Origin of the sequence: Streptomyces sp. NPDC048383, assembly GCF_040651775.1 — a bacterium.
Taxonomy (GTDB): domain Bacteria; phylum Actinomycetota; class Actinomycetes; order Streptomycetales; family Streptomycetaceae; genus Streptomyces.
Map to the genome: position 1 here is coordinate 160,542 of NZ_JBEZKS010000001.1, position 21,693 is coordinate 182,234.

Below are 21,693 nucleotides of genomic sequence, written 5' to 3' on the forward strand. Positions count from 1 at the left end.
GTGACGCCTCATGACGTCCACACCCCCGTCCCCCTCCACACCCCCCGCGCCGTCCGCCTCCGCGGACGCCGCCGCCGTCAACAGCTTCCAGGTCGACCTGCGCGGCCTGGTCGACCTGCTGTCGCACCACCTCTACTCCAGCCCGCGCGTCTACGTCCGCGAGCTCCTGCAGAACGCCGTCGACGCCGTCACCGCCCGCCAGGCCCACGAACCCGGCGCGCGCGTCCACATCCGGCTGTCGGCCACCGCCGGACGGGTCACCATCGAGGACTCCGGCATCGGTCTGACCGCCGCGGAGGCCCACTCGCTCCTCGCCACCATCGGCCGCAGCTCCAAGCGCGGCGGGGAGCACGGTCTGGAGACCACCCGCCAGGAATTCCTCGGCCAGTTCGGCATCGGGCTCCTCGCCTGCTTCGTCATCGCCCGCCGGATCCGCGTCGTCACCCGGTCCGCCCGCGATCCCGAAGCGGCGCCCGTCGAATGGTTGGCCACGGACGACGGCTCCTACACGGTCCGCGAACTCCCCCACGAGGCGCGCCCGGAGCCCGGTACCACCGTCCACCTGGAGGGCCGCCCCGGCTCCGAGGAGTGGACCGGGGCCGCCACGGTCGAACGGCTCGCCCGTGACTACGGCTCCCTCCTCCCGTACGACATCACCTTCGACGACGGCGAAGGCGGAGCGCCCCGCCCGGTCACCGACCGGCCCGCCGTGTGGGACCGCCCCTTCCCCACCCCCGCCGCCCGCCGCGTGGCGCTCGCCGGCCAGTGCGCGCGGCTCTTCGGCTTCACCCCGCTCGACACCATCGACCTCGACCTGCCGGTGGCGGGGGTGCGCGGAGTCGCGTACGTCCTGCCCGAACCGACCAGCCCCGCCCACCGGGCCGGACACCGCGTCCACCTCAAGGGCATGCTGCTCACCGACCAGGCCTCCAACCTGCTGCCCGACTGGGCGTTCTTCGTCCGCGTCGTCCTCGACACGGACACGCTGCGGCCCACGGCCTCCCGCGAGAACCTGTACGACGACGAAACGCTGGCCGCCGTGCGCGAAGCGCTCGGGGGTCGCATCCGGGCCTGGTTGACCGAACTCGCCGCGAGCGAACCCGAGCGTTTGGCGGCCTTCCTGAGCGTCCATCACCTCGGGGTGAAGTCCCTCGCCCGGCATGACGCCGACCTGCTCGGGCTGATGCTGCCGTGGCTGCCGTTCGAGACCAGCGACGGCTCGATGAGCCTGGAGGAGTTCGCGGCGGCCCACAGCGACATCCATTTCACGCCCACCGTCGAGGAGTTCCGCCAGATCGCCCCGATCGCCGCGGCGCACGGCCTGGGCGTCATCAACGCCGGCTACACCTACGACGCCGACCTGCTCGCCCTGCTCCCCTCCGTACGGCCCGACCTCAAGGTCACCGAACTCGACGCCGGCGCCGTCACCGAGCGCCTCGACCCGGTCCCCACCGACGTCGAACTGGCCCTCGCGGGCTTCCTGTCCACCGCCCGCACCCGCCTGGAACCCCAGTCCTGCGACGTGGTGCTGCGCGCCTTCCAGCCCGTCTCCGTCCCCGCCCTCTACCTCGACGACCGGCAGGCGCGGCAGGAACGCGACCGCACGGCGGCGCTCGACAACGCGGACAGCCTGTGGAGCGGCATCCTCGGCTCGCTGCGCGGTTCCGGCCCGCGCGCCCGCCTGGTGCTCAACCACAACAACCCGCTGATCCGACGGATCGCGGGACTGCCCGACGCGACCCTGACCGGCACCGCCGTCGAATCGCTCTACGGGCAGGCGCTGTTGATGTCCCAGCGGCCCCTGCGACCGGCCGACTCCATCCTGCTCAACCGAGCCTTCCTCGGGCTCCTGGAATGGGCGACCCACTCCGTCGAGAACCCGAAGGACGCCCGGTGAGCAGCATGACCGTCGAAGAGATCCGACAGGCCCTGTACGACAACCACCGCCTGCCACAGGGCGCCGCACGCAACGCGCAGGCCGAGGCCCTGACCGCCGCCGCCGAGGCCTGCGGCGACTCCGACGTGTTCCGCCAGGCCCTGATCACCCAGATCGACGCCTACGAGTACAGCTCCGAGCGCAGCCGCATGGTGGTCCCCTTCGCCCGCCTCCTGCAGGAGTACGACCGCGACCCCGGCGCCTTCGACGCTCGCGACGCCCACTCCCTCTTCTGGCGGTTCAAGTGGGTGTCGGGGCAGATCATCAGCACGCCCGACGTCCCCATCGCGGCCGTCACCGGCTACCTGGAGGACATGGAGAAGCGGTACCGGATCGCCGGGTACGGCGAGCGCGCCGTGCGGCAGTCCGAGTACTTCCTCGCGGACGCCATCGGGGACGACGAGCGCGCCGAACGGGCCATGGCCCGGTGGCGGGCCGCCGACCGCGACGCGATGAGCGACTGCCACGCCTGCGAGACCAACTCCCAGGGCTCCTACTGGGCCGGCAAGGGCGAGGACGCCAAGGCCATCGAGGTCTGGGAGCCCGTGCTGGACGGCGGGCAGACCTGCATGGAGGAGCCGCACCGGGTCCTCGCCCGGTCGCTGCGTCCGCTGCTGCGCCTCGGCCGCGCCGACGACGCGCGCGCCCACCACCTGCGTGGGTACCGCATGGCACGCGGCAAGGAGGGCTTGCTGCGGGCGATCGGTCAGCACATCGAGTTCTGCGCCCTCACCGGCAACGAGGCGCGCGGCGTGGAGATCCTCGCCGAACACGGCACCCACCTGCGTCCCCTCGCGGACGTCAAAACGCAGATGGACTTCTGGGGCGGGGTCCTCGTCCTGCTGCGGCGGCTGTCCGAACTCGGTCACGGCGCCGACCCGACGGTGCCCTTCGACGGCGCCGCCCGGACGGTCGACGAGTTGCACGCCATCCTGCGCGCCGGGGCCCTGCACATCGCGGAGCGCTTCGACGTCCGCAACGGCACCACCCGCGTCTCGGAGCGGTTCCTGACCCGGATCGCGCAGGCGCCGCTGGTCGACGTCCTGCCGCTCGGGGTGCGCAGCGCAGCGCTGCCGCGGCCGGCGGCGGCCACGTCGGCCTCTCCGTCGACGCCCCCGGCCGCCGGCGCGCCTGCCCCCGAGGGCTTCGCCGAGCTCGTGGAACGGGCCCGGGACGCGCGGGAACTGGGCCACCCGGGCTCCGACGCGCTGTGGGCCGCGGTGTCCGTACGGGCCTCCGGTCTCCCCGCATCGCAGGTGGAACCCCTGGTGACCGCGGACCTGGCCGACCACCGGGCCCTTCTCGCGGCGCGGGCCGGCGCCGAGGACGCGGGCCGGCTCCTGGCCTCGGTCCGGGACGCGTACCGGGAGCTGGGGCAGGCCGGGCGCGCGGCCCTCGCGGAGCTGCGGATGGCGAGCGTCGCCGCGCAGGCCGGCGCGGAACCGGGGGAGGTACGGACCCTGCTGGCGACGGCCGCCCGGTCCGCCGGGGCCTTGGACCCGGCCGACCCGCAGCGGACCCGCCGGATCGCCCTCGCGGAACTCGCCGCGATCCGCTTGGAGCCGTACCTGCGGTCCGTTGAGGCCGCGCGGGAACACGCCGACACCGACGCTCACGGGCAGGGCCACGGGCACGGCCACGACCACGGCCCCGGCACCGCGGTGCTCGCGGCGGAGCTGACCGACTTCGTCGCCACGTACGGGAAGAGCGACGCCTCCGCAACAGAGCTGTCGGACGTGACCTCGGACGCCGAGGAACTGCTGGGCCGGGTGTCCCTCTCCCAGGGCGACACCGAGCGCGCACTGGACCTGCTGGCCGGCTCCGCCGCCCGGTCCGTCGGAGCGGGACGGCCGTGGTTGGCGGTGGATCCCCTCGTCCTGCGGGCCGGGGTACTGAGGTCGCTGGACCGGGTCGAGGAGGCGGAGGCAGCGGCGCGCGAGGCGCTGGCGCACTCCGCCGAGGTGACCGACCCCCAGGAGCAGGCCGTCGTACGGCTCACGCTGGCGGACGTCCTGCTGCGCCGGCCCGACGGGGCCGCGGAGGCGGCCGAGCACTCCCTGACGGCGGCACACTGGTTCGACCAGGCCGGCCTGACCGCGGACGGCGGAGCGCAGGCCCGCCTGCTACTGGCCCGCGCCTACGCGCAGGACGGCCGCAACGCGGACGCGGCGGAGGTGCTCCAGTCGACGCTGCCCGACCTGTTGGAGCACGGCGAGGGCCAGGCGGTGGCGGCCCGGGAGTTCCTGGGCGACCTGCTGCGGGACCTGCGCGAGTCCCGCCCGGCGGCGGAGCAGTTCCTGCTGGCGGCCGAGCTGGTGAAGGAGTGGGAGGACCCGCGGCCGCAGGCGGAGTTCGCGCAGTCGGCCGCCGACTGCCTCTCCGACGCCGGACTGGTGGAGGAGGCGGTCGCCGCGTACCGGCGGTCCCTGGAACTGCACCGGCAGGCCGGCGGAGCCGTGATCCCCGAGGTACGGATCCTGCGGTCGCTGGCCTGGCTGGAGCTGCGCGAGCGGGTCGACGAGACGTCGGTGGCGGCGGCCCGGCTCCTGATGGACGAGGCGACCGGAGTGCTGGAGGAGGCGCTGGCCGGTGATCCGCAGGCGCGCGAGCAGCGCTCCGAGCTGGCGCAGACCTGGCACCAGAGCGCGCAGGTCCTGGACCGGCTGGTCGACGCACTGGAGCGTGAGCACGACGAGGAGGACGCGACCGGGGCGGACGCGGGGGAGAAGGACGCGGGGGAGGCGGGCTCGGGGGAGACGGGCACCGAGGCCCCCGCCAGGCTGGGCACGGACCGGATCGAGGCGCTGCGACGGGAGGAGGTCGACCTGTGGGAGCGGGCGGCCGCCCTCTACGCCGCGCTCGGCATCGACTACCTGCCGGGCCGCTTCCAGTGCCTGAACAACGCCGCCTGGACCGAGCAGGAACTGGGCCGGCCGGAGGCGGGCGCCGCGCGGATGGCGGCACTGATCGAGGAGGTCAAGAGCCTGCCCGCGGAGGTCGTCCCGGAGTGGTTGCTGCCGCAGGCGGAACGAACCCTGGCGGCCCTGCTGCCCGACCCGGCGGGCGCCTGACGCCGGGCGTCGCGCACCGCTCGCCCGACGCTTGACACGCCCCGGCCCCGGTCCGGACCGCTTCGTGCGGTGCCCGGACCGGGGCCGGTGAAACCGTGCAGCCAAGCGTCGGTGGTCGGCACGGACGCGCGGCCCTGCGGCGGCGCGGCTCCGTGTCAGGCGTCCAGCTGCGCGAGCGCCTCGGTGGCGATCTTCTCGAAGACCGCCTCGTCCGCGGCGAAGTCGGAGTCGGGGATCGGTGCGTGGATGACGAGCTCGGTGAACCCCAGCTCACGGTGGCGACCGGCGAAGTCGACGAACGCGTCCACGGACTCCAGCATCGTGCCGCGCTCCGGGGTGAAGCCGGTCAGCAGCACCTTCTCGATGGTCTCGGACTCCCGCCCGATCTCCACCAGAGCCTTCTCCAACTTGCCCACCTGCGCCCGCAGCGCCTCCAGCGACTGCTCGGGCGTTCCCTCGAAGACCTTCGGGTCGCCGGCCGTCACCCAGGCCTGGCCCAGGCTCGCGGCGAGCTTCACCCCGCGCGGACCGGTCGCCGCGATGGCGAACGGAAGCCGCGGGCGCTGGACGCACCCGGGAATGTTGCGGGCTTCCTCGGCGGAGTAGAACGTGCCGTGGTGGGTGACCGCGCCCTCGGTCAGCAGGCGGTCCAGCAGCGGTACGAACTCGGCGAAGCGGTCGGCCCGCTCGCGGGGGGACCACTGCTCCTGGCCCAGGGCGACGGCGTCGAAGCCGTTGCCACCGGCCCCGATGCCCAGGGTGACGCGCCCACCGGAGATGTCGTCCAGCGTCATGAGGTCCTTGGCGAGGGTCACCGGGTGCCGGAAGTTCGGCGAGGTGACCAGCGTGCCCAGCCGGATCGACTCGGTGGCGGCGGCCGCGGCGGTCAGGGTGGGCACCGCACCGAACCACGGGCCGTCGCGGAAGGTCCGCCAGCTCAGGTGGTCATAGGTGTAGGCGGTGTGGAACCCGAGCCGCTCGGCCCGCTGCCACTGGTCACGGCCTCCTTCGTGCCAGCCACGGACCGGGAGGATCACAGTGCTCAGACGCAAACTCATGCGTTCGAGCCTACGGCGACGGGTGCACCAACCGCACATCTCGCACCACCCGCCCCCGAGCGGAGCCGTACGGGCACCTCGTTTCACGTGAAACATCGATGGAAGCGAGATCGGTTTCACGTGAAACATCTCCAGCCGAACGTGGTCGGACGGTAGGTGACCATGGGCGAAGATGGGTCCGTGACCTCGGCTCCCCAGCGCCCGGACGGGCCAACCCCAGCGACCCGGCTCATCGCCACCGACCTCGACGGCACCTTGCTGCGCGACGACAAATCCGTCTCGCCCCGCACGATCGCCGCCCTCGCCGCCGCCGAGGAAGCCGGGATCGAGGTCTTCTTCGTCACGGGCCGCCCGGCCCGCTGGATGGGCGTGGTCAGCGACCACGTGCACGGCCACGGCCTGGCGATCTGCGCGAACGGCGCCGCCGTCGTCGACCTCCGCTCCGGCGGAGAGTTCGTGGAGGTCCGGGCGCTGCCCCGGGCCACCGCTCTGACGGTGGTGAACACCCTGCGCGCCGCCGCGCCCGGTACCTCCTTCGCCGTCGAGCTGACCACCGGCATCAACTACGAGCCGACGTACCCGCCGTTCTTCCAGGACCCGGGCGCCTCCGTGGCCACCGCCGAGAAGCTGCTGAGCGAAGAGCTGGACGACAGTGCGGCGCCGGTGCTGAAGGTGCTCGCACACCATGCCGAACTGGGCCCGGACGACTTCCTGGCCCTGGCCCGCTCGGCGGCCGGCGCGTACGCAGCGATCACGCGCTCCAGTCCGACCTCCCTGCTGGAGATCAGCGGGCTGGGCATCTCCAAGGCCAGCACTCTGGCGCTGTGCTGCGCCGAGCGCGGCATTTCTGCCGCCGAGGTCGTCGCCTTCGGCGACATGCCGAACGACGTGGAGATGCTCCGCTGGGCGGGCACCTCGTACGCGATGGGCAACGCCCACCCGGACGTGATCGCCGCCGCGTCCGGCCGAACGGTCGCCAACAACGAGGACGGGGTCGCGGTGGTCATCGAGCGCATCCTCGCCGAACGCACTCCGCACGAGCGCTAGCGCGACGAGGGCGGAGGTCAGAGCGGGGCCTCCCACAGCAGGGTGGTCCCGCCCCCGTCCTCCCCGATGCCCGGACCGTACGAGCTGGACCCGCCCAGGGACTCGGCCCGTCGGCGCAGGTTCCGCAGTCCGCTGCGGCGCCCGCCCTCCGCGATGCCCACTCCGTCGTCCGCGACCTCCAGACGCACTCCGGGCCGGCCGTCGGCCAGGGTGATGGTCGAGTCGAGCACCACCTCGATCCGGGACGCCTCGGAGTGACGGAACGCGTTGGAGAGGGCCTCGCGCAGCGCGGCGATGAGGTTCTTGCCGACGAGTTCGCCCACCACCGCGTCGATCGGGCCGAGGAACCGGTGGGCCGGCTTGAAGCCCAGCGGCACGGCAGCCATGTTGATCTCCCGCAGCACACGGGTGCGCAGCCCGGACGGGGCCTCCGCCGGTCCCTGCTGGAGCGCGAAGATCGCGGTACGGATCTCCTGGATCGTCACGTCCAACTCGTCCACGGCCTTGCCGACCCCGTCCACGACCTCCGGGACGATGGACCTGCGCTGGGCGCCCTCCAACATCATCCCCGTCGCGAACAACCGCTGGATCACGAGGTCGTGGAGGTCACGGGCGATCCGGTCGCGGTCCTCGAACACCGCGAGGCGCTCCCGGTCCCGCTGTGCCTCGGCCATCATCAGCGCGAGCGCGGCCTGTGAGGCGAACTGCGTGGCCAGTGTCCGTTCCGCTTCGGTGAACGGCCGCCCGCCGCGGGCCCGGGGGGTCACCAGCGCGCCCAGCACCCGCCCGCCGCTGTGCAGCGGCAGCATCATGCACGGGCCGTACTGGCTGGTCAGCTTGCCGATCATGCGGGGATCACCGGCCGCGTCGTCGACGAACACCGGCTCGCCCTCCAGTAGTCGTCCCACCACCGGGCTGTCGGCCGGGATCACCACGCCCAGCGAGGTGGCCGGGTTCTCGGCGGAGACGGCGACGATCTCCATCCCGCCGTCCTCCGCCGGCAGCAACACGATCCCGGCGGCGGAGTCGGCGAGCCTACGGGCCTGTTCGGCGACGACCGAGAGGGCGTCGTCCGCGTCGCCGCCGGACAGCAGGGCCGTGGTGACGGCCACCGAGCCGTCGATCCACCGCTCGCGCTGGGTGGCGGCCTCGTACAGCCGGGCGTTGCCGATCGCGATGCCCGCCTCGGTGGCCAGGACCCGGACCATGTGGACGTCGTAGTCGTTGAACTCGACGCCGCCGTTCTTCTCGGCGAGGTACAGATTGCCGAAGATCTCGCCCTGCACCCGGATCGGGACGCCGAGGAAGGTCTTCATGGGCGGATGGTGCGCCGGGAAACCCGCCGACCTAGGATCCTTCGTGAGGTCGGCGAGCTGCACCGTGTCGGGGTGCGAGATGAGGGCGCCGAGCAGGCCCCGCTTGCCGTCGGGGCGGTGCCCGATCCGGCGGGCCAGTTCCGTGCTGACGCCGAAGGTGACGAAGTCCGAGAGGCCGCGCCCCTCCGTGTCGACGACACCGATCGCGGCGTACCGGGCGTCCGCGAGCTCGGCGGCCGTCTCGCAGATGCGGTCGAGGGTGGAGTGCAGTTCGAGGCCGGTACCGACCGAGCGCATGGCCTCCAGCAGTTGCGGCACCCGAGCGGTCAGCTCGGTGGACAGCCCCTGCAGACTCCGGGTGGCCTGGGTGGCGGCCTCCAGCGGGTCCGGTGCTCCGCGGGTCGGTTCCGGTGTTTCCTGGGACTCCTGGGCTGACATGCCCTTGAGCCTAGTTAGTCCCCTTTGGTGGTGAAAGTCGCCGCGTGCGGAACGCGTCACACGGCGCGTCCCGTACCGGGCCCGGCACAGCCGTCCGGCGGACCTCAGCCGCGGCCGGCCAACAACTTGTCGGCCTCCCGCTCCCGGTCCAGGAGCGTGCGCAGCGGCCCCTCGACGGCGGCCAGCTCCGCGTATCCGCCGCGCTGGACGACGGCGCCCCGGTCCAGGACCAGCACCTCGTCGACGGCGTCCAGTCCGGCGAGCCGGTGCGTGATCAGTACGGTGGTCCGGCCCTCGGTCGCTGCCAGCAGGTCCGCGGTCAGCGCGTCCGCGGTCGCCAGGTCCAGATGTTCGGCGGGCTCGTCCAGGACCAGCACGGGGAAGTCCGCGAGCAGCGCCCGGGCCAGGGCCAGCCGCTGTCGTTGGCCGCCCGAGATCCGCTCACCGTGCTCACCGACGAGGGTGTCCAGCCCGTCGGGAAGTCCTTCGACCCACTCCAGGAGCCGGGCCGCCGCCAGCGCCTCGCGCAGCTCTGCCTCGCTCGCCCCGGTACGGGCCAGCCGCAGGTTCTCGCGGACCGAGCTGTCGAAGAGGTGGGCGTCCTGGGCGCACAGCCCCACCGCGCGGCGCACGTCGTCGCCGTCGAGGGACCGTACGTCGATCCCGCCCAGGGTGTACGTACCGTCGCTCGGGTCCAGGAACCGCAGCAGGACCTGCGCCAGCGTGGTCTTGCCCGAGCCGGACGGCCCGACCACGGCGATGTGGCGACCGGCGTCCAGGGTCAGGTCCGTCCCGTGAAGGGCGTCCCGTTCCTGCCCGGGGTGGCGTGCGGCAAGGCCGGTCAACCGCAGCGGGAAGGGCGCGACCGGTGCCTCCAGGGGCTCGGCCGGCTCGGTGACCGGCACCGGCGCGTCGAGGACCTCGTAGACCCGCTCGGCGCTGCGACGCACCCGCTGGCGGTACTGGACCGCGAGCGGAAGCCCGTTGACCGCTTCGAACGCGGCGAGGGGGGTCAGCACGACCACTGCCATGGCCACCCCGGAGAGCCGCCCGCCGGCGACGGCGGCCGCGCCGGCGAGCGCGGCGAAGACCACGGTCAGCCCGCACACCAGCGCGGACAGGCCGCCACCGAGGCCGGTGGCGAAGGCGCCGCGCGAGGCGATCCGGGTCAGTACCCCGTCGCTCTCCCGCGCCAGGTCCTTGCGGCCGGCCAAGGCCCCGGCGACGGTGAGCTCGGCCGTACCCGTGAGCAGGTCGGCGACCCGGGTGGCGAGCTCGCCGCGCGCCGGAGCCAGCCGCCGCTCCGCACGCCGCGCGCAGGCACCGCTGATCAGCGGGACCCCGACACCGGCGGCGAGCAGCCCCACCGCGAGGACCGCACCGGCCTCCGGCAGCAGCCAGGCCGTGAACGCCACCGACCCGGTGCCGACCAGCACCGCCGTACCGGCGGGGAGCAGCCAGCGCAGCCAGTAGTCCTGAAGGGCGTCGGCGTCGGCCACCAGCCGGGACAGCAGGTCCCCGCGCCGCTGCTCGCGCAGTCCGGCGGGGGCGATCCGCTCCAGCCGGCGGTACACGGAGACGCGCAGGTCGGCCAGCATCCGCAGGACGGCGTCGTGCGAGACGAGCCGCTCGGCATAGCGGAACACGGCCCGGCCAAGGCCGAAGGCCCGCGTCGCCGTGACGGCCACCATCAAGTAGAGCACCGGAGGCTGCTCGGAGGCGCGTGAGATGAGCCATCCCGACACGGCCAGCAACCCGACGCTGCACCCGACGGCGAGCGCCCCGAGCAGCAGCCCGAGCCGGAAGCGTCCCTGCCAGGCGGCGGCCGTGGCCCGTACCCGGCTCAGCGGGTCGCCACCGCCCGTCCCTGTGCGGCCCGCGGCGGCGACCCGTTCGACGGTCGGCCCGAGGATCCACTCCCCGGGGTCCGCCACCGGGACCAGACCGCGCGCCATCTCGGCGGCGGGCGGTGCCCCCCGGCCGTCGGCCGGGGTCACCGACCCGGTTTCCGACGTCACGGACCCGTCGACCGGCCCGGCGTCCCCGTCCACAGGCCCCACGGCGTCGGCCGCGCCCTCGCCCACCGCGACCACCCGGTCGGCCACCGCCAGCAGTGCCGGGCGGTGCACCACCAGCAGCACGGTCCGGCCCACCGCGAGGCGGCGTACGGCGTCCACGACGGCCGCCTCGGTCTCCCCGTCCAGGGCCGCCGTCGGCTCGTCCAGCAGCAGCACCGGACGGTCGGCGAGGAAGGCCCGGGCCAGCGCGAGGCGCTGGCGCTGCCCCGCCGACAGGCCGACCCCGCCCTCACCCAGCGCCGTACGGATTCCGCCGGGCAGCGCGGCGACGAACTCCCACGCCCCGGCGTCCCGGAGCGCGGCTTCCACGTCCTCGTCACAGGCGTCGGCCCGGGCCAGTCGTACGTTCTCGGCGATGGTCCCCCCGAAGAGGTGCGGCCGCTGCGGCACCCACGCGATCCGCTCCCGCCACTGCTCCAGGGACAGCTCGGTCTGGTCGACGGCCCCGATCCGGACCCGTCCGGCGGTCGGCGTGACGAAGCCCAGCAGCACGTTCAGCAGTGTGGACTTGCCCGCGCCGCTCGGCCCGGTGAGGGCGACGCACTCGCCCGGCTCGACCACCAGCGACACCGGACCGGGTGAGCTCGCGCTCCGGCCCTCGTAGCGGACTTCGACGCCGTCGAACTCGATCCGCAGCGCGGAGTCCGGCACCCGGACGCCGCCACCCGTCGCGGGCGGCTCCGTCTCCAGCACCTCGAAGATCTCCTCCGCGGCGGCCAGGCCCTCGGCGGCCGCGTGGTACTGGGCTCCCACCTGGCGCAGCGGCAGGTAGGCCTCCGGCGCCAGGATCAGGATGACCAGTCCGGTGTAGAGGTCGAGTTCGCCGTGGACGAGCCGCATGCCGATGGTGACCGCGACCAGGGCGACCGACAGCGTGGCGAGCAGTTCCAGCGCGAACGAGGAGAGGAAGGCGATGCGCAGCGTGCGCATCGTCGCTTGGCGGTAGTCGTCGGTGATCTTGCGGATGGACTCGGCCTGGGCCTTGGCCCGGCCGAACACCTTCAGCGTCGGAAGTCCGGCGACCACGTCCAGGAAATGGCCCGACAGGCGCGACAGGAGTCGCCACTGGCGGTCCATCCGGGACTGGGTGGCCATGCCGATCAGGATCATGAACAGGGGGATCAGCGGCAGGGTGACCACGATGATGGCCGCCGACACCCAGTCCTCGGTGACGATCCGGGCGAGGACCGCCACCGGTACGACGACGGCCAGGCCGAGCTGGGGCAGGTAGCGGGAGAAGTAGTCGTCGAGCGCGTCCACTCCCCGGGTGGCCAGGGCCACCAGGGACCCGGTCCGCCGGCCGCCGGCGGGGCCGGGGCCCAGCTCTGCGGCCCGGTCCAGCAGCCGGACCCGCAGCTCGGACTTGACCGCCGCCCCGGCCCGGTGTGCGGCCAGCTCCGTGAGCCAAGCGACCAGAGCGCGCCCCACGGCCACCGCCGCGAGGAGCAGCAGCGGGGTGCGCAGCTCACCGGCGCCGAGCCCCTGCTCGAAGGCCCCGACCACGATCTCGGCGATGAGCATCGCCTGGCCGACGACCAGCCCCGCTCCGGCAAGCCCGAGGAGCACCACCGCTCCCAGGAAGAGGCGGGTGGAACGGGCGTACCGCAGCAGGCGCGGGTCGATCGGTTTCACGTGAAACATCTCCTCGGCAGGGTCGAGCAGGAGAGTCGGACATCGGGTCGAACAGGAGGAACCTGCATCGGCGGGAGCGGGCCCCTCGGCGTCAGTGCGCGTCAGTGCGCGTCGACGATGTGCTGCGTCCCGATCCGCTTGCGGAACACCCAGTAGGTCCAGCCCTGGTAGAGCATGACGAGCGGGGTGGCCACGGCCGCACACCAGGTCATGATCTTCAGCGTGTACGGGCTGGACGAGGCGTTGGTGACCGTGAGGTTCCAGGCGTCGTTCAGCGAGGACGGCATGACGTTCGGGAAGAGCGTCAGGAACAGCATCGCGACGGCGGCCGCGATGGTGACCCCCGAGAGCGCGAACGACCAGCCCTCACGGCCCGCCAGGTTGAAGCCCAGGGCTCCGACCAGCGCGAGCACCGCGACGGCCATCGCGATCATGCTCCATCCGTCACCGCGCGAGGCCTGCGTCCAGATCAGGAAGACGAGCGCCAGCACCGCGGTGACCACGCCGAGCCGGGTGGCCAGCGTGCGCGAGCGCTCCCGGATGTCGCCGACCGTCTTGAGCGAGGTGAACACCGCGCCGTGGAAGGTGAACAGGGTGAGGGTGACCAGGCCGCCGAGGATCGAGTAGACGTTGAGCAGGTCGAGGAAGGTGCCGACGTACTCCATGTCCTGGTCGATCTTCACTCCGCGCACGATGTTCGCGAAGGCCACGCCCCACAGGAACGCGGGGATCAGCGAGGTCCAGAAGATCGCGTGTTCCCAGTTGGTCTGCCACTTGTCCTCCGGCCGCTTGTGCCGGTACTCGAAGGCGACGCCCCGGATGATGAGGCAGACCAGGATGATCAGCAGCGGCAGGTAGAAGCCCGAGAAGAGCGTGGCGTACCACTCGGGGAAGGCGGCGAAGGTCGCCCCGCCGGCGGTGAGCAGCCACACCTCGTTGCCGTCCCAGACGGGCCCGATCGTGTTGATCAGGACCCGCTTCTCCGTGCGGTCACGGGCGAGCAGCTTGGTGAGTACGCCGACTCCGAAGTCGAAGCCCTCCAGGAAGAAGTAGCCGATCCACAGGACGGCGATGAGGACGAACCAGACGTCGTGGAGTTGCATGGGGTGGTCTCCGCTGTCTCAGTACGAGAAGGCCATCGGACGGTCGGGGTTCTTGTCGTCCCCGCCGATCTTCGTCGGCGGGTTCAGGTCGGCCTCGGTGAGTTCGGGAGGGCCGAGCTTGACGTACTTCACGAGCAGCTTGACTTCGATCACCGCGAGGACGGCGTACAGCAGGGTGAAGCCGATCATCGAGGTGAGGACCTCTGCCTGGGTGACGTTCGGCGAGACGGCGTCCCGGGTGCGCAGGACCCCGTAGACGACCCAGGGCTGGCGGCCCATCTCGGTGAAGATCCAGCCCCAGGAGTTGGCTATGAGCGGGAAGCCCATGGTCCAGAGGGCGACGACCCAGTACAGGTTGGCGAAACGCGGGCTCAGCGCCTTCTTGAAGAGGACCAGGTTCGGCACCTCGTCCGGCCCGGTGCGCAGACCCTGCGGCAGCAGGAACTTCTTGCGCGTCAGCCACAGGCCCAGGGCGCCGATGGCAGTCGAGGCCATGCCGAAGCCGATCATCCAGCGGAAGCCCCAATAGGCGACGGGGATGTTGGGCCGGTAGTCGCCCGGTCCGAACTTCTCCTGCTGGGCCTTGTTGACGTCGTTGATGCCCGGGACGAAGGAGGTGAAGTCGTCGTTGGCCAGGAAGGACAGCAGGCCGGGAATCTCGATCGCGACCTTGTTGTGCCCCTTGTCGACGTCGCCGTATGCGAAGACGGAGAAGGGGGCGGGTGCCTCGCCGTCCCACAGGGCCTCGGCGGCGGCCATCTTCATCGGCTGCTGCTTGTACATCACCTTGCCGAGCAGGTCGCCGCTGATGGCGGTGCCCATACCGGCGATGATCATGACGATGAGGCCGAGGCGCAGTGAGCTCCGCATGACCGGCACGTGCTTCTTGCGCGCCAGGTGGTACGCGGCGATGCCGGCCATGAACGCGCCGCCGACCAGGAAGGCCGCCGTGATCGTGTGGAAGAACTGGGTCACCGCGGTGTTCTGGGTGAGGACCAGCCAGAAGTCGGTGAGTTCGGCGCGACCGCGTTCCTCGTTGATCCGGTAGCCGACGGGGTGCTGCATCCAGGAGTTGGCCGCGAGGATGAAGTACGCGGACAGGATGGTGCCGATCGACACCATCCATATGCAGGCGAGGTGGATCTTCTTGGGCAGCTTGTCCCAGCCGAAGATCCACAGGCCGATGAAGGTGGACTCGAAGAAGAAGGCGATCAGGGCCTCGAAGGCCAGTGGCGCCCCGAAGATGTCGCCGACGAAGCGCGAGTAGTCGGACCAGTTCATGCCGAACTGGAACTCCTGGACGATGCCGGTGACGACACCCATCGCGATGTTGATCAGGAAGAGCTTGCCCCAGAACTTGGTGGCCCTGAGGTACTTCTCGTTCTCGCTCCGCACCCATGCGGTCTGCAGGCCGGCGGTGAGCGCGGCGAGCGAGATCGTCAGGGGGACGAACAGGAAGTGGTAGACGGTGGTGATGCCGAACTGCCATCGCGCCAGCGTCTCCGGCGCCAAAGCTAGGTCCACGTCCTCGTCTCCTTCGGGTCACCGTGGTAACAGCGGCAGTCTGCCGTTTGCGTCCCACCCAATTCGGGATAAGCAGGACACGCTTGTGAACGCGTTCACATTCACAAGCATTATGGCGCACGGGTTCGGGCGTCCATGAGGCGGGGGTCCCCCTAGCCAAGACATTCAACAGATTGTTGAATGCGGCGCATGCAGATACGAATCTCCTGGCCCTCGGGCCAGCTCACCGCGACCCTCGACGAGACCCCGACCAGCAAGGCCCTCGTCGAAGCCCTCCCGATCTCCGCCTCCGCCAACACCTGGGGCGAGGAGGTCTACTTCGACACCGGTGTGTCCGTCGCCCTGGAACACGACGCCCAGCAGGTCGTCGCGCCGGGCACCGTCGCGTTCTGGACCGAGGGCGACGCGCTCGCGCTGCCCTACGGCCCCACGCCCATCTCGCGCGGAGACGAGAGCCGCCTGGCGAGCCCGTGCAACGTCCTCGGCTCGTTCGACGGCGACCCCCGCCTGCTGTCCACCGTCCGCGACGGCGACCCCATCCGCGTCGAGCTCGCGTAAGCGCGCCCCGCTGGGGCCGCCGTCCGGCGCCACGGCCACGCGGCCGTGCGCTCCCGGACCTCGGCCGTGGCTACAGCTCCTTGAAGGCCGTGGCTACAGTTCCTTGAAGAACGCCGCGGCCGTGTGCAGGAAGAGGTCGTTCGCCTCGGTCTCACCGATCGTGACCCGCAGGCCCTCACCCGCGAAGGGCCGGACCACCACACCGGCCTTCTCGCAGGCCGCCGCGAACTCGGCGGTCCGCTCCCCCAGCCGCATCCACACGAAGTTGGCCTGGGTGTCCGGGACGACCGTCCAACCCTGGGCCAGCAGCGTGCCGTGCACCCGCGCGCGCTCGCCCACCAGCGAACCGACCCGGCCCATCAGCTCGTCCTCGGCGCGCAGCGAAGCGACCGCCGCGTCCTGGGCGAGCTGGCTGACGCCGAACGGGACCGCCGTCTTGCGCAGCGCGGCCGCCACCGGCTCGTGCGCGACCGCGAATCCGACCCGTAGGCCGGCCAGTCCGTACGCCTTGGAGAACGTGCGCAGCACGGCGACGTTCGGGCGGTCGCGGTAGAGCTCCATGCCGTCCGGGACGTCGGCGTCGCGGACGAACTCGCGGTACGCCTCGTCCAGCACCACCAGGATGTCCGAGGGCACCCGGTCCAGGAAACGTTCCAGCTCGGCGCGGCGCACCGCGGTGCCGGTGGGGTTGTTCGGGTTGCAGACGAAGATCAGGCGCGTCCGGTCCGTGATGGCCTCGGCCATGGCGTCCAGGTCGTGCACGTCCCCGTCGGTGAGGGGCACCTGGACCGACGTCGCACCCGAGATCTGCGTGATGATCGGGTAGGCCTCGAAGGACCGCCAGGCGTAGATGACCTCGTCGCCGGGGCCCGCCGTGGACTGGATCAGCGACTGGGCCACTCCTACGGAGCCGGTGCCCGTCGCGATGTGCTCGACCGGCACCCCGAACCGGTCGGCCAGCTCGTTCACCAGTTCGGTGCAGGCCATGTCCGGGTAGCGGTTGAAGCGGCCCGCGGCCGCGACCGCGCTCTCCAGGACACCCGGCAGCGGCGGGTACGGGTTCTCGTTCGAGGACAGCTTGAACGCCACGGGCCCGCCGGTGGCAGCGGGCTTTCCGGGCTTGTAGGTGGGAATGCCGTCCAGCTCGGCGCGCAGCTTCGGGCTCTTCTCGCTCACCGCAGGTCCTCCTCGACCGTCCCGTCGACGGCACCGTCGACTCAATACTGCTCACCTTATGAGGATTCCGTCGATCCGAGAATGGCGGGCGCCCGGAACACCGGGGGAGCGCACGCATATATGCGCGCGCCGGTGGCCTGCGCCGTGGCGCGCGTCCCTCGTGAAGGTGAGTTGCAGCCCGTCCGGGGCGGCTCCGTTTTGGCATGCCCGGACCCGACGACAAGCGGCACCCTCGGTCGAAACCCCCAATGACCTTCACTTCCAAGGTCATTGGGGGTGGCGAAACATGCAGAATCGTGCCTGTCAACGCGTGCATATGCACCCGGACCACCCACCCCACCGAGCCCTACTATCGGCTCGCCATGACAGCAGCAGGGAAGCATCAGGTGAGCCGGGCCGAGACCACCCGGCGAGTCGGCGGCCGACAGGGCCGGGCCGGCATCAGAGACGTGGCCGCCGCAGCGGGCGTCTCCATCACAACCGTCTCCGACGCGCTCAATGGCAAGGGGCGGCTGCCGGACGCCACCCGCCGCCACGTCCGCGAGGTGGCCGACCGGCTGGGCTATCGCCCTTCCGCGGCCGCCCGCACCCTCCGTACCGGCAAGTCGGGCCTCATCGGCCTGACCGTGACGACGTACGGGGATGAACCTTTCACCTTCACCGAATTCGCGTACTTCGCGGAGATGGCACGGGCCGCCACCTCCGCCGCGCTCGCCCGTGGGTACGCCCTCGTCATCCTCCCCGCCACCTCACGACACGACGTCTGGTCCAACGTGGCCCTGGACGGCACCGTCGTGATCGACCCGTCCGACCACGACCCCGTGGTCAGCGAGCTGGTCCGTCAGGGACTCCCCGTGGTCTCCGACGGCCGACCCGCCGGCACCCTTCCCGTCACCGCCTGGGTCGACAACGACCACGAAGCGGCCGTCCTCGGCCTCCTCGACCACCTCGCAGCCGCCGGCGCCCGCCGCATCGGGCTGCTGACCGGCACCACCACCGACACCTACACCCGGCTCTCCACCACCGCCTACCTCAGTTGGTGCGAACGCGTGGGCCAGGACCCGGTCTACGAGTCCTACCCCGCCCACGACCCGTGCGCCGGGGCCGTGGCCGCCGATCGACTGCTCGCCCGGCCCGACCGGCCCGATGCCGTGTACGGCCTCTTCGACCCCAACGGCACCGACCTCCTCGCCGCGGCCCGGCGTTACGGCCTGCGCGTTCCGGAGGACCTGCTCCTCGTGTGCTGCAGCGAGTCCACCGTCTACGCCACCACCGAACCGCCCATCACCACGCTCTCCCTGAAACCGCGCCGCATCGGAACCGCCGTCGTGCAGTTGCTGATCGACGCGATCGAGGGGGTCGACACCGGACGGCCCGTCGAGCAGGTCGTTCCGACCGAACTCATCATCCGCACTTCCTCACAGCGCAGGACGCCCCGAACCACCGTCAGTCCACCCCGTTCACCGGCCCAGGACTGACCTCCGGACCATGACGCGGCGGGGTCGACGACCCCGCCGAGGATTTCAGCAACACCGATATCCGGACAAACAGTAGGAACAACAGGCCCCGGCCAGGATTCACCACCCCTGGTGCGTCACAGAGCGCGAGCCGCATTCCTATGATGGGCGCACGACATCACGGACCCTCCGACCCGGAGGTCAGGAGGGTCCGCAGGTGTACGGCAGCGCGACGGTGGTGGAGGGGTCGATGACTCAGGGGGCCGGTCAGGGACCCGCGATGCGGACGGACACGCTGCGGGACTTCCGGGTGCCGGTCAGCGAACCCGCGCAGCACAAGGCGTCCGCCAACCCACCCGGGGACGCACCCGGGTACGGCGGGCATCCCGCGTACTACGGCGGGGCCTCGACGCCCGCGCCCCCGGTGCCCGGCTACGCGCCGGCACACCCCGAGTACCTCGGTTCCGCGCCGACGGCCCGGCCCGCGCCGGAGACGGTCCCGCACCAGCGCACGGCCGCGGCCCACGCGGACGTCCACGCACCCGAGCCGGCGGACGACGAACCCGACGACGGCTACACGCCCACGCAGCGGGACCTGCCCGTCATCGGCCGCGGCGCCCAAGGCGGCCCCGACGACACCGTCCAGGTCCAGTACGTGCCCCAGGAGGCCCCCGCCTCCGGCCCGGGCCCGCTGTACGTGGTCGGCGACGTCCACGGGTACCTCGACGAACTGGTCACGGAACTCCAGGCGCAGGACCTCATCGACGCCGACCGACGCTGGTCCGCCGGCAACGCGCGGCTCTGGTTCCTCGGCGACTTCACCGACCGCGGGCCCGACGGCATCGGCGTGATCGACCTCGTCATGCGGCTCTCCGCCGAGGCCGCCGCGGCCGGCGGCTACTGCAAGGCCCTCATGGGCAACCACGAGCTGCTGCTGATCGGCGCCAAGCGGTTCGGCGACACCCCCGTCCAATCGGGGGCGGGGACGGCCACCTTCCAGGCCGCCTGGCTGCTCAACGGTGGCCAACGCACCGACATGGAGCGCCTGGAGGACGTCCACCTGCAGTGGATGTCCCGGTTGGACGCGACCACGCTGGAGGACGGCCACCTGCTGCTGCACTCCGACACCACCGCGTACCTCGACTACGGCGACTCCATCGAGGACGTCAACGACACCATCCACGAGCTCCTCAACCGCAACGACGCCGACATCACCTGGGACCTGTTCCGCAAGTTCACCAAGCGCTTCGCCTTCCGCGACGAGGAGACGGGCCCGCACGCCGTACGGGAACTGCTCGGCACCTACGGCGGCGGCCGCGTGGTCCACGGTCACAGCCCGATCCCCTACCTGCTCGGCGAGGTGGGCACCGAGGACGGCGACGAGTCCCGCGGCCCGGAGGCCGTGGACGGGCCGCACGTGTACGCGGAGGGCCTCGCCATCGCCATGGACGGCGGCGTCACCATGGCGGGCAAACTTCTCGTCGTTCAACTACCTCTGCGCGACTGAGCGTTCTCGGAGCGGGGTATTTCGGCAAAGCCCCTGTCACGGCGTGGCAGGGGCGCTCTACCATCGCTCTATCCGTAGCAGGCTCTCCTCCGTTTGTGCCGGTGCCCGGGGTCTACGCGGGCAAACCGGCTTGTACGGAGCATCGGGGGATGCACATGACCAGCGCTCCGCACCTGCTGACCGAAGACCGACCCGAGTTCGATCGGCTCCTCGACGAAACACTGCGCACGGCGGACGAGCGGCCCGAGCTCGCCGGCGTGGGCGAACGGCTGAACGCCGAGCAACTGCGCACGATGGCACTGAACGCCATCGCGCTGCTGACCGCTGCGGCGGCCGCCGAGTACGACCACTACGTGAAGGTCCGCGCGGAACTGCGCGGCGAGGCGCTGTCGGCCTCCGCCGACGGTGGGGAGTACGCCACGGGCGACCGGGACGACGGGGCCGGGGTGAGCGCCGTGGTCGCCGTCCTGGCGCCCGTCCTGGCCGGTACCGCCATGCTGATCTTCCTGCTGGTGGGCTACGGCCTGAAGCTGATCGAGCCCGAGCCGGCCTTCGCCAAGACGATGCTGACGGCCGGCTGGCTCTTCGGGGCCCTCACCGTGGCCGCCCTGCTGTTCGCGGTCATCGGACTGTTGGTGACCGCCCTGCGCAACAGTTCGACGGAGGTCGCCCCAGTGGAGACCGCGGTGATCCCCGAAGAGCTCTCGCGGGCCCGGGAAGCGTGGCGCAACGCGCTGCTGGAGCGGGGCATCGTCCCGTTCCTGCGGGACGCCCTGGCCGATCCGAGCGCCGACGGCTATCCGACCCCCCGCACACCGGGGGCCGGGCGCATCCCCCAGTTGGGATACACCCGGCCCGACTTCACCAGTCCCGGATCCGCCTCACAGGGACCCCGACCGGGCTACGCGTCCCCGGACTTCACCAGCCCGGACTTCGGCGGCCCGGGACACGAACCGGAGTGACCGGCTAGGAACCGGCGTTCAGGGGTGCTCCGTGCGGCAGGTCGCCCTTGAACTGCTTGGCCCTCAGGGTGCCCGGCGTGGGGGCGGGGGTGAGTTCGATCCAGGCCTCGTCCCAGATGAAGTTGCTGCCGTTGGTGTCACCGTGCGTCTGGTAGACCCTGCCGTCGGTGGTCAGGACCCTGATGTAGGCGTCATTGCCCTGGTCGATGATCGAAATGCTGCAGGCCGTTCCGAAGGGGTAGTTCGGGTTGTCCGAGTTCGTCAGGTCCTGCCAGACGGGGGCCCCGCCCGTGGAGCTGGAGCGGCCGGCGTAGGCGATGCCGTTCGTGAGGGCCGCACTGAACGACTCGGTGTTCGAAGGCGCGTAGCTGTCGATGTCACTACAGGGGCCGGTCGCACCCTGCGGGCCGGTCGGGCCCTGGGGACCCGTCGGACCTTGGGGGCCGGTCGCACCCGTCGCGCCCTTCGGTCCTCGGGGGCCCCGCGGTCCGGTCGGTCCGACCTTGCAGTCGTCCCTGCCCGGGTCCGCCTTGGCCGCCGCCGCGTCGTCACCGCGGTCCGGTCTCTGCTTCGACGGCTTGCAGGGCTCCCCGCCACCGCTCCGTACGCTCGGTACGTTCGCGGTGGGCGACACGGCGAAGGCCGTCGGAGCCACGATTCCCACCAGGACCAGGGGGACGGAGGCCAATGTTCCTCCGGCCAGCCAGCCCGCTCGTCGGGGCAAGGGCCTCGCAATGGATCGGGACCTGTCTTCAGAACTCATCTGCCGCTCCTCGCGCGCACGGGATCGAATGCTTCTCCGAAGTTCGGACATCGGCCCGGACTCCGGG

14 protein-coding genes are annotated in these 21,693 nt (G+C 71.7%); 7 read left to right on the forward strand and 7 right to left on the reverse strand.

What is annotated here, in order from left to right; genetic code table 11:
- Positions 1-10 precede the first annotated feature (10 nt).
- Positions 11-1,897, forward strand: a complete 1,887-nt coding sequence (locus AB0D46_RS00805; RefSeq protein ID WP_362875084.1) for an HSP90 family protein — start codon at positions 11-13, stop codon at positions 1,895-1,897.
- Positions 1,894-5,007, forward strand: a complete 3,114-nt coding sequence (locus AB0D46_RS00810) for a tetratricopeptide repeat protein (protein WP_362875085.1) — start codon at positions 1,894-1,896, stop codon at positions 5,005-5,007. Before AB0D46_RS00805 ends, AB0D46_RS00810 begins: the two co-directional genes overlap by 4 nt.
- 155 nt (positions 5,008-5,162) lie before the next feature.
- Here the strand turns inward: AB0D46_RS00810 and AB0D46_RS00815 are convergent, their stop codons facing one another.
- Complete coding sequence (locus AB0D46_RS00815) at positions 5,163-6,065, reverse strand: LLM class flavin-dependent oxidoreductase (protein ID WP_362875086.1); 903 nt, start codon at positions 6,063-6,065, stop codon at positions 5,163-5,165.
- A 162-nt stretch (positions 6,066-6,227) separates the two neighbouring features.
- On the opposite strand from AB0D46_RS00815, the gene AB0D46_RS00820 reads away from it, so the two are divergent.
- Entirely contained in the window at positions 6,228-7,112 is an 885-nt protein-coding gene (locus AB0D46_RS00820; RefSeq protein WP_362875087.1) for a Cof-type HAD-IIB family hydrolase, read from the forward strand.
- Positions 7,113-7,129: 17 nt separating this feature from the next.
- Here AB0D46_RS00820 and AB0D46_RS00825 read toward each other — a convergent pair whose 3' ends face one another.
- The 4 genes from AB0D46_RS00825 to AB0D46_RS00840 all read right to left on the reverse strand — a co-directional run bounded on the left by AB0D46_RS00825 (position 7,130) and on the right by AB0D46_RS00840 (position 15,203).
- Complete coding sequence (locus tag AB0D46_RS00825) at positions 7,130-8,866, reverse strand: GAF domain-containing protein (protein ID WP_362875088.1); 1,737 nt, start codon at positions 8,864-8,866, stop codon at positions 7,130-7,132.
- A 104-nt stretch (positions 8,867-8,970) separates the two neighbouring features.
- On the reverse strand, positions 8,971-12,576 hold the full coding sequence (cydD, locus tag AB0D46_RS00830) for a thiol reductant ABC exporter subunit CydD (protein WP_362875089.1): 3,606 nt from the start codon (positions 12,574-12,576) through the stop codon (positions 8,971-8,973).
- A 101-nt stretch (positions 12,577-12,677) separates the two neighbouring features.
- Positions 12,678-13,679, reverse strand: coding sequence for a cytochrome d ubiquinol oxidase subunit II (gene cydB, locus AB0D46_RS00835; protein ID WP_362875090.1), 1,002 nt, complete (start codon positions 13,677-13,679; stop codon positions 12,678-12,680).
- Positions 13,680-13,697: 18 nt separating this feature from the next.
- On the reverse strand, positions 13,698-15,203 hold the full coding sequence (locus tag AB0D46_RS00840; RefSeq protein WP_362875091.1) for a cytochrome ubiquinol oxidase subunit I: 1,506 nt from the start codon (positions 15,201-15,203) through the stop codon (positions 13,698-13,700).
- A 189-nt stretch (positions 15,204-15,392) separates the two neighbouring features.
- Between AB0D46_RS00840 and AB0D46_RS00845 the strand changes: the two genes are divergently transcribed.
- A complete protein-coding gene (locus AB0D46_RS00845) occupies positions 15,393-15,761 on the forward strand; it encodes a cyclophilin-like fold protein (RefSeq protein ID WP_362875092.1) in 369 nt (122 codons plus the stop codon).
- Positions 15,762-15,854: 93 nt separating this feature from the next.
- Here AB0D46_RS00845 and hisC read toward each other — a convergent pair whose 3' ends face one another.
- Positions 15,855-16,937: a histidinol-phosphate transaminase gene (hisC, locus tag AB0D46_RS00850; RefSeq protein WP_362875093.1), complete on the reverse strand. Its 1,083-nt coding sequence runs from the start codon at positions 16,935-16,937 to the stop codon at positions 15,855-15,857.
- Positions 16,938-17,299: 362 nt separating this feature from the next.
- On the opposite strand from hisC, the gene AB0D46_RS00855 reads away from it, so the two are divergent.
- The 3 genes from AB0D46_RS00855 (at position 17,300) to AB0D46_RS00865 (ending at position 20,863) form a co-directional block, all read left to right on the forward strand.
- Positions 17,300-18,415 (forward strand): LacI family DNA-binding transcriptional regulator, encoded by a 1,116-nt coding sequence (locus AB0D46_RS00855; RefSeq protein WP_362875095.1) that lies wholly within the window; start codon positions 17,300-17,302, stop codon positions 18,413-18,415.
- A gap of 214 nt (positions 18,416-18,629) precedes the next feature.
- Positions 18,630-19,901: a metallophosphoesterase gene (locus AB0D46_RS00860; RefSeq protein ID WP_362875456.1), complete on the forward strand. Its 1,272-nt coding sequence runs from the start codon at positions 18,630-18,632 to the stop codon at positions 19,899-19,901.
- Between the two features lie 149 nt (positions 19,902-20,050).
- Positions 20,051-20,863, forward strand: coding sequence for a hypothetical protein (locus AB0D46_RS00865; RefSeq protein WP_362875096.1), 813 nt, complete (start codon positions 20,051-20,053; stop codon positions 20,861-20,863).
- A 4-nt stretch (positions 20,864-20,867) separates the two neighbouring features.
- Here the strand turns inward: AB0D46_RS00865 and AB0D46_RS00870 are convergent, their stop codons facing one another.
- Positions 20,868-21,551 carry a hypothetical protein gene (locus AB0D46_RS00870; protein WP_362875097.1) on the reverse strand — a complete coding sequence of 228 codons (684 nt, stop codon included), beginning with the start codon at positions 21,549-21,551 and terminating at the stop codon, positions 20,868-20,870.
- Between the last annotated feature and the right edge of the window lie 142 nt (positions 21,552-21,693).

What these genes read in the sequence shown, in the direction of transcription:
- AB0D46_RS00805 (WP_362875084.1), top strand. Translation starts at nt 11, where the DNA reads ATGACGTCCACACCCCCGTCCCCCTCCACACCCCCCGCGCCGTCCGCC.
- AB0D46_RS00815 (WP_362875086.1), bottom strand. Translation starts at nt 6,065, where the DNA reads ATGAGTTTGCGTCTGAGCACTGTGATCCTCCCGGTCCGTGGCTGGCAC.
- AB0D46_RS00820 (WP_362875087.1), top strand. Translation starts at nt 6,228, where the DNA reads ATGGGCGAAGATGGGTCCGTGACCTCGGCTCCCCAGCGCCCGGACGGG.
- AB0D46_RS00825 (WP_362875088.1), bottom strand. Translation starts at nt 8,866, where the DNA reads ATGTCAGCCCAGGAGTCCCAGGAAACACCGGAACCGACCCGCGGAGCA.
- cydB (WP_362875090.1), bottom strand. Translation starts at nt 13,679, where the DNA reads ATGCAACTCCACGACGTCTGGTTCGTCCTCATCGCCGTCCTGTGGATC.
- AB0D46_RS00845 (WP_362875092.1), top strand. Translation starts at nt 15,393, where the DNA reads ATGCAGATACGAATCTCCTGGCCCTCGGGCCAGCTCACCGCGACCCTC.
- AB0D46_RS00855 (WP_362875095.1), top strand. Translation starts at nt 17,300, where the DNA reads ATGACAGCAGCAGGGAAGCATCAGGTGAGCCGGGCCGAGACCACCCGG.
- AB0D46_RS00865 (WP_362875096.1), top strand. Translation starts at nt 20,051, where the DNA reads ATGCACATGACCAGCGCTCCGCACCTGCTGACCGAAGACCGACCCGAG.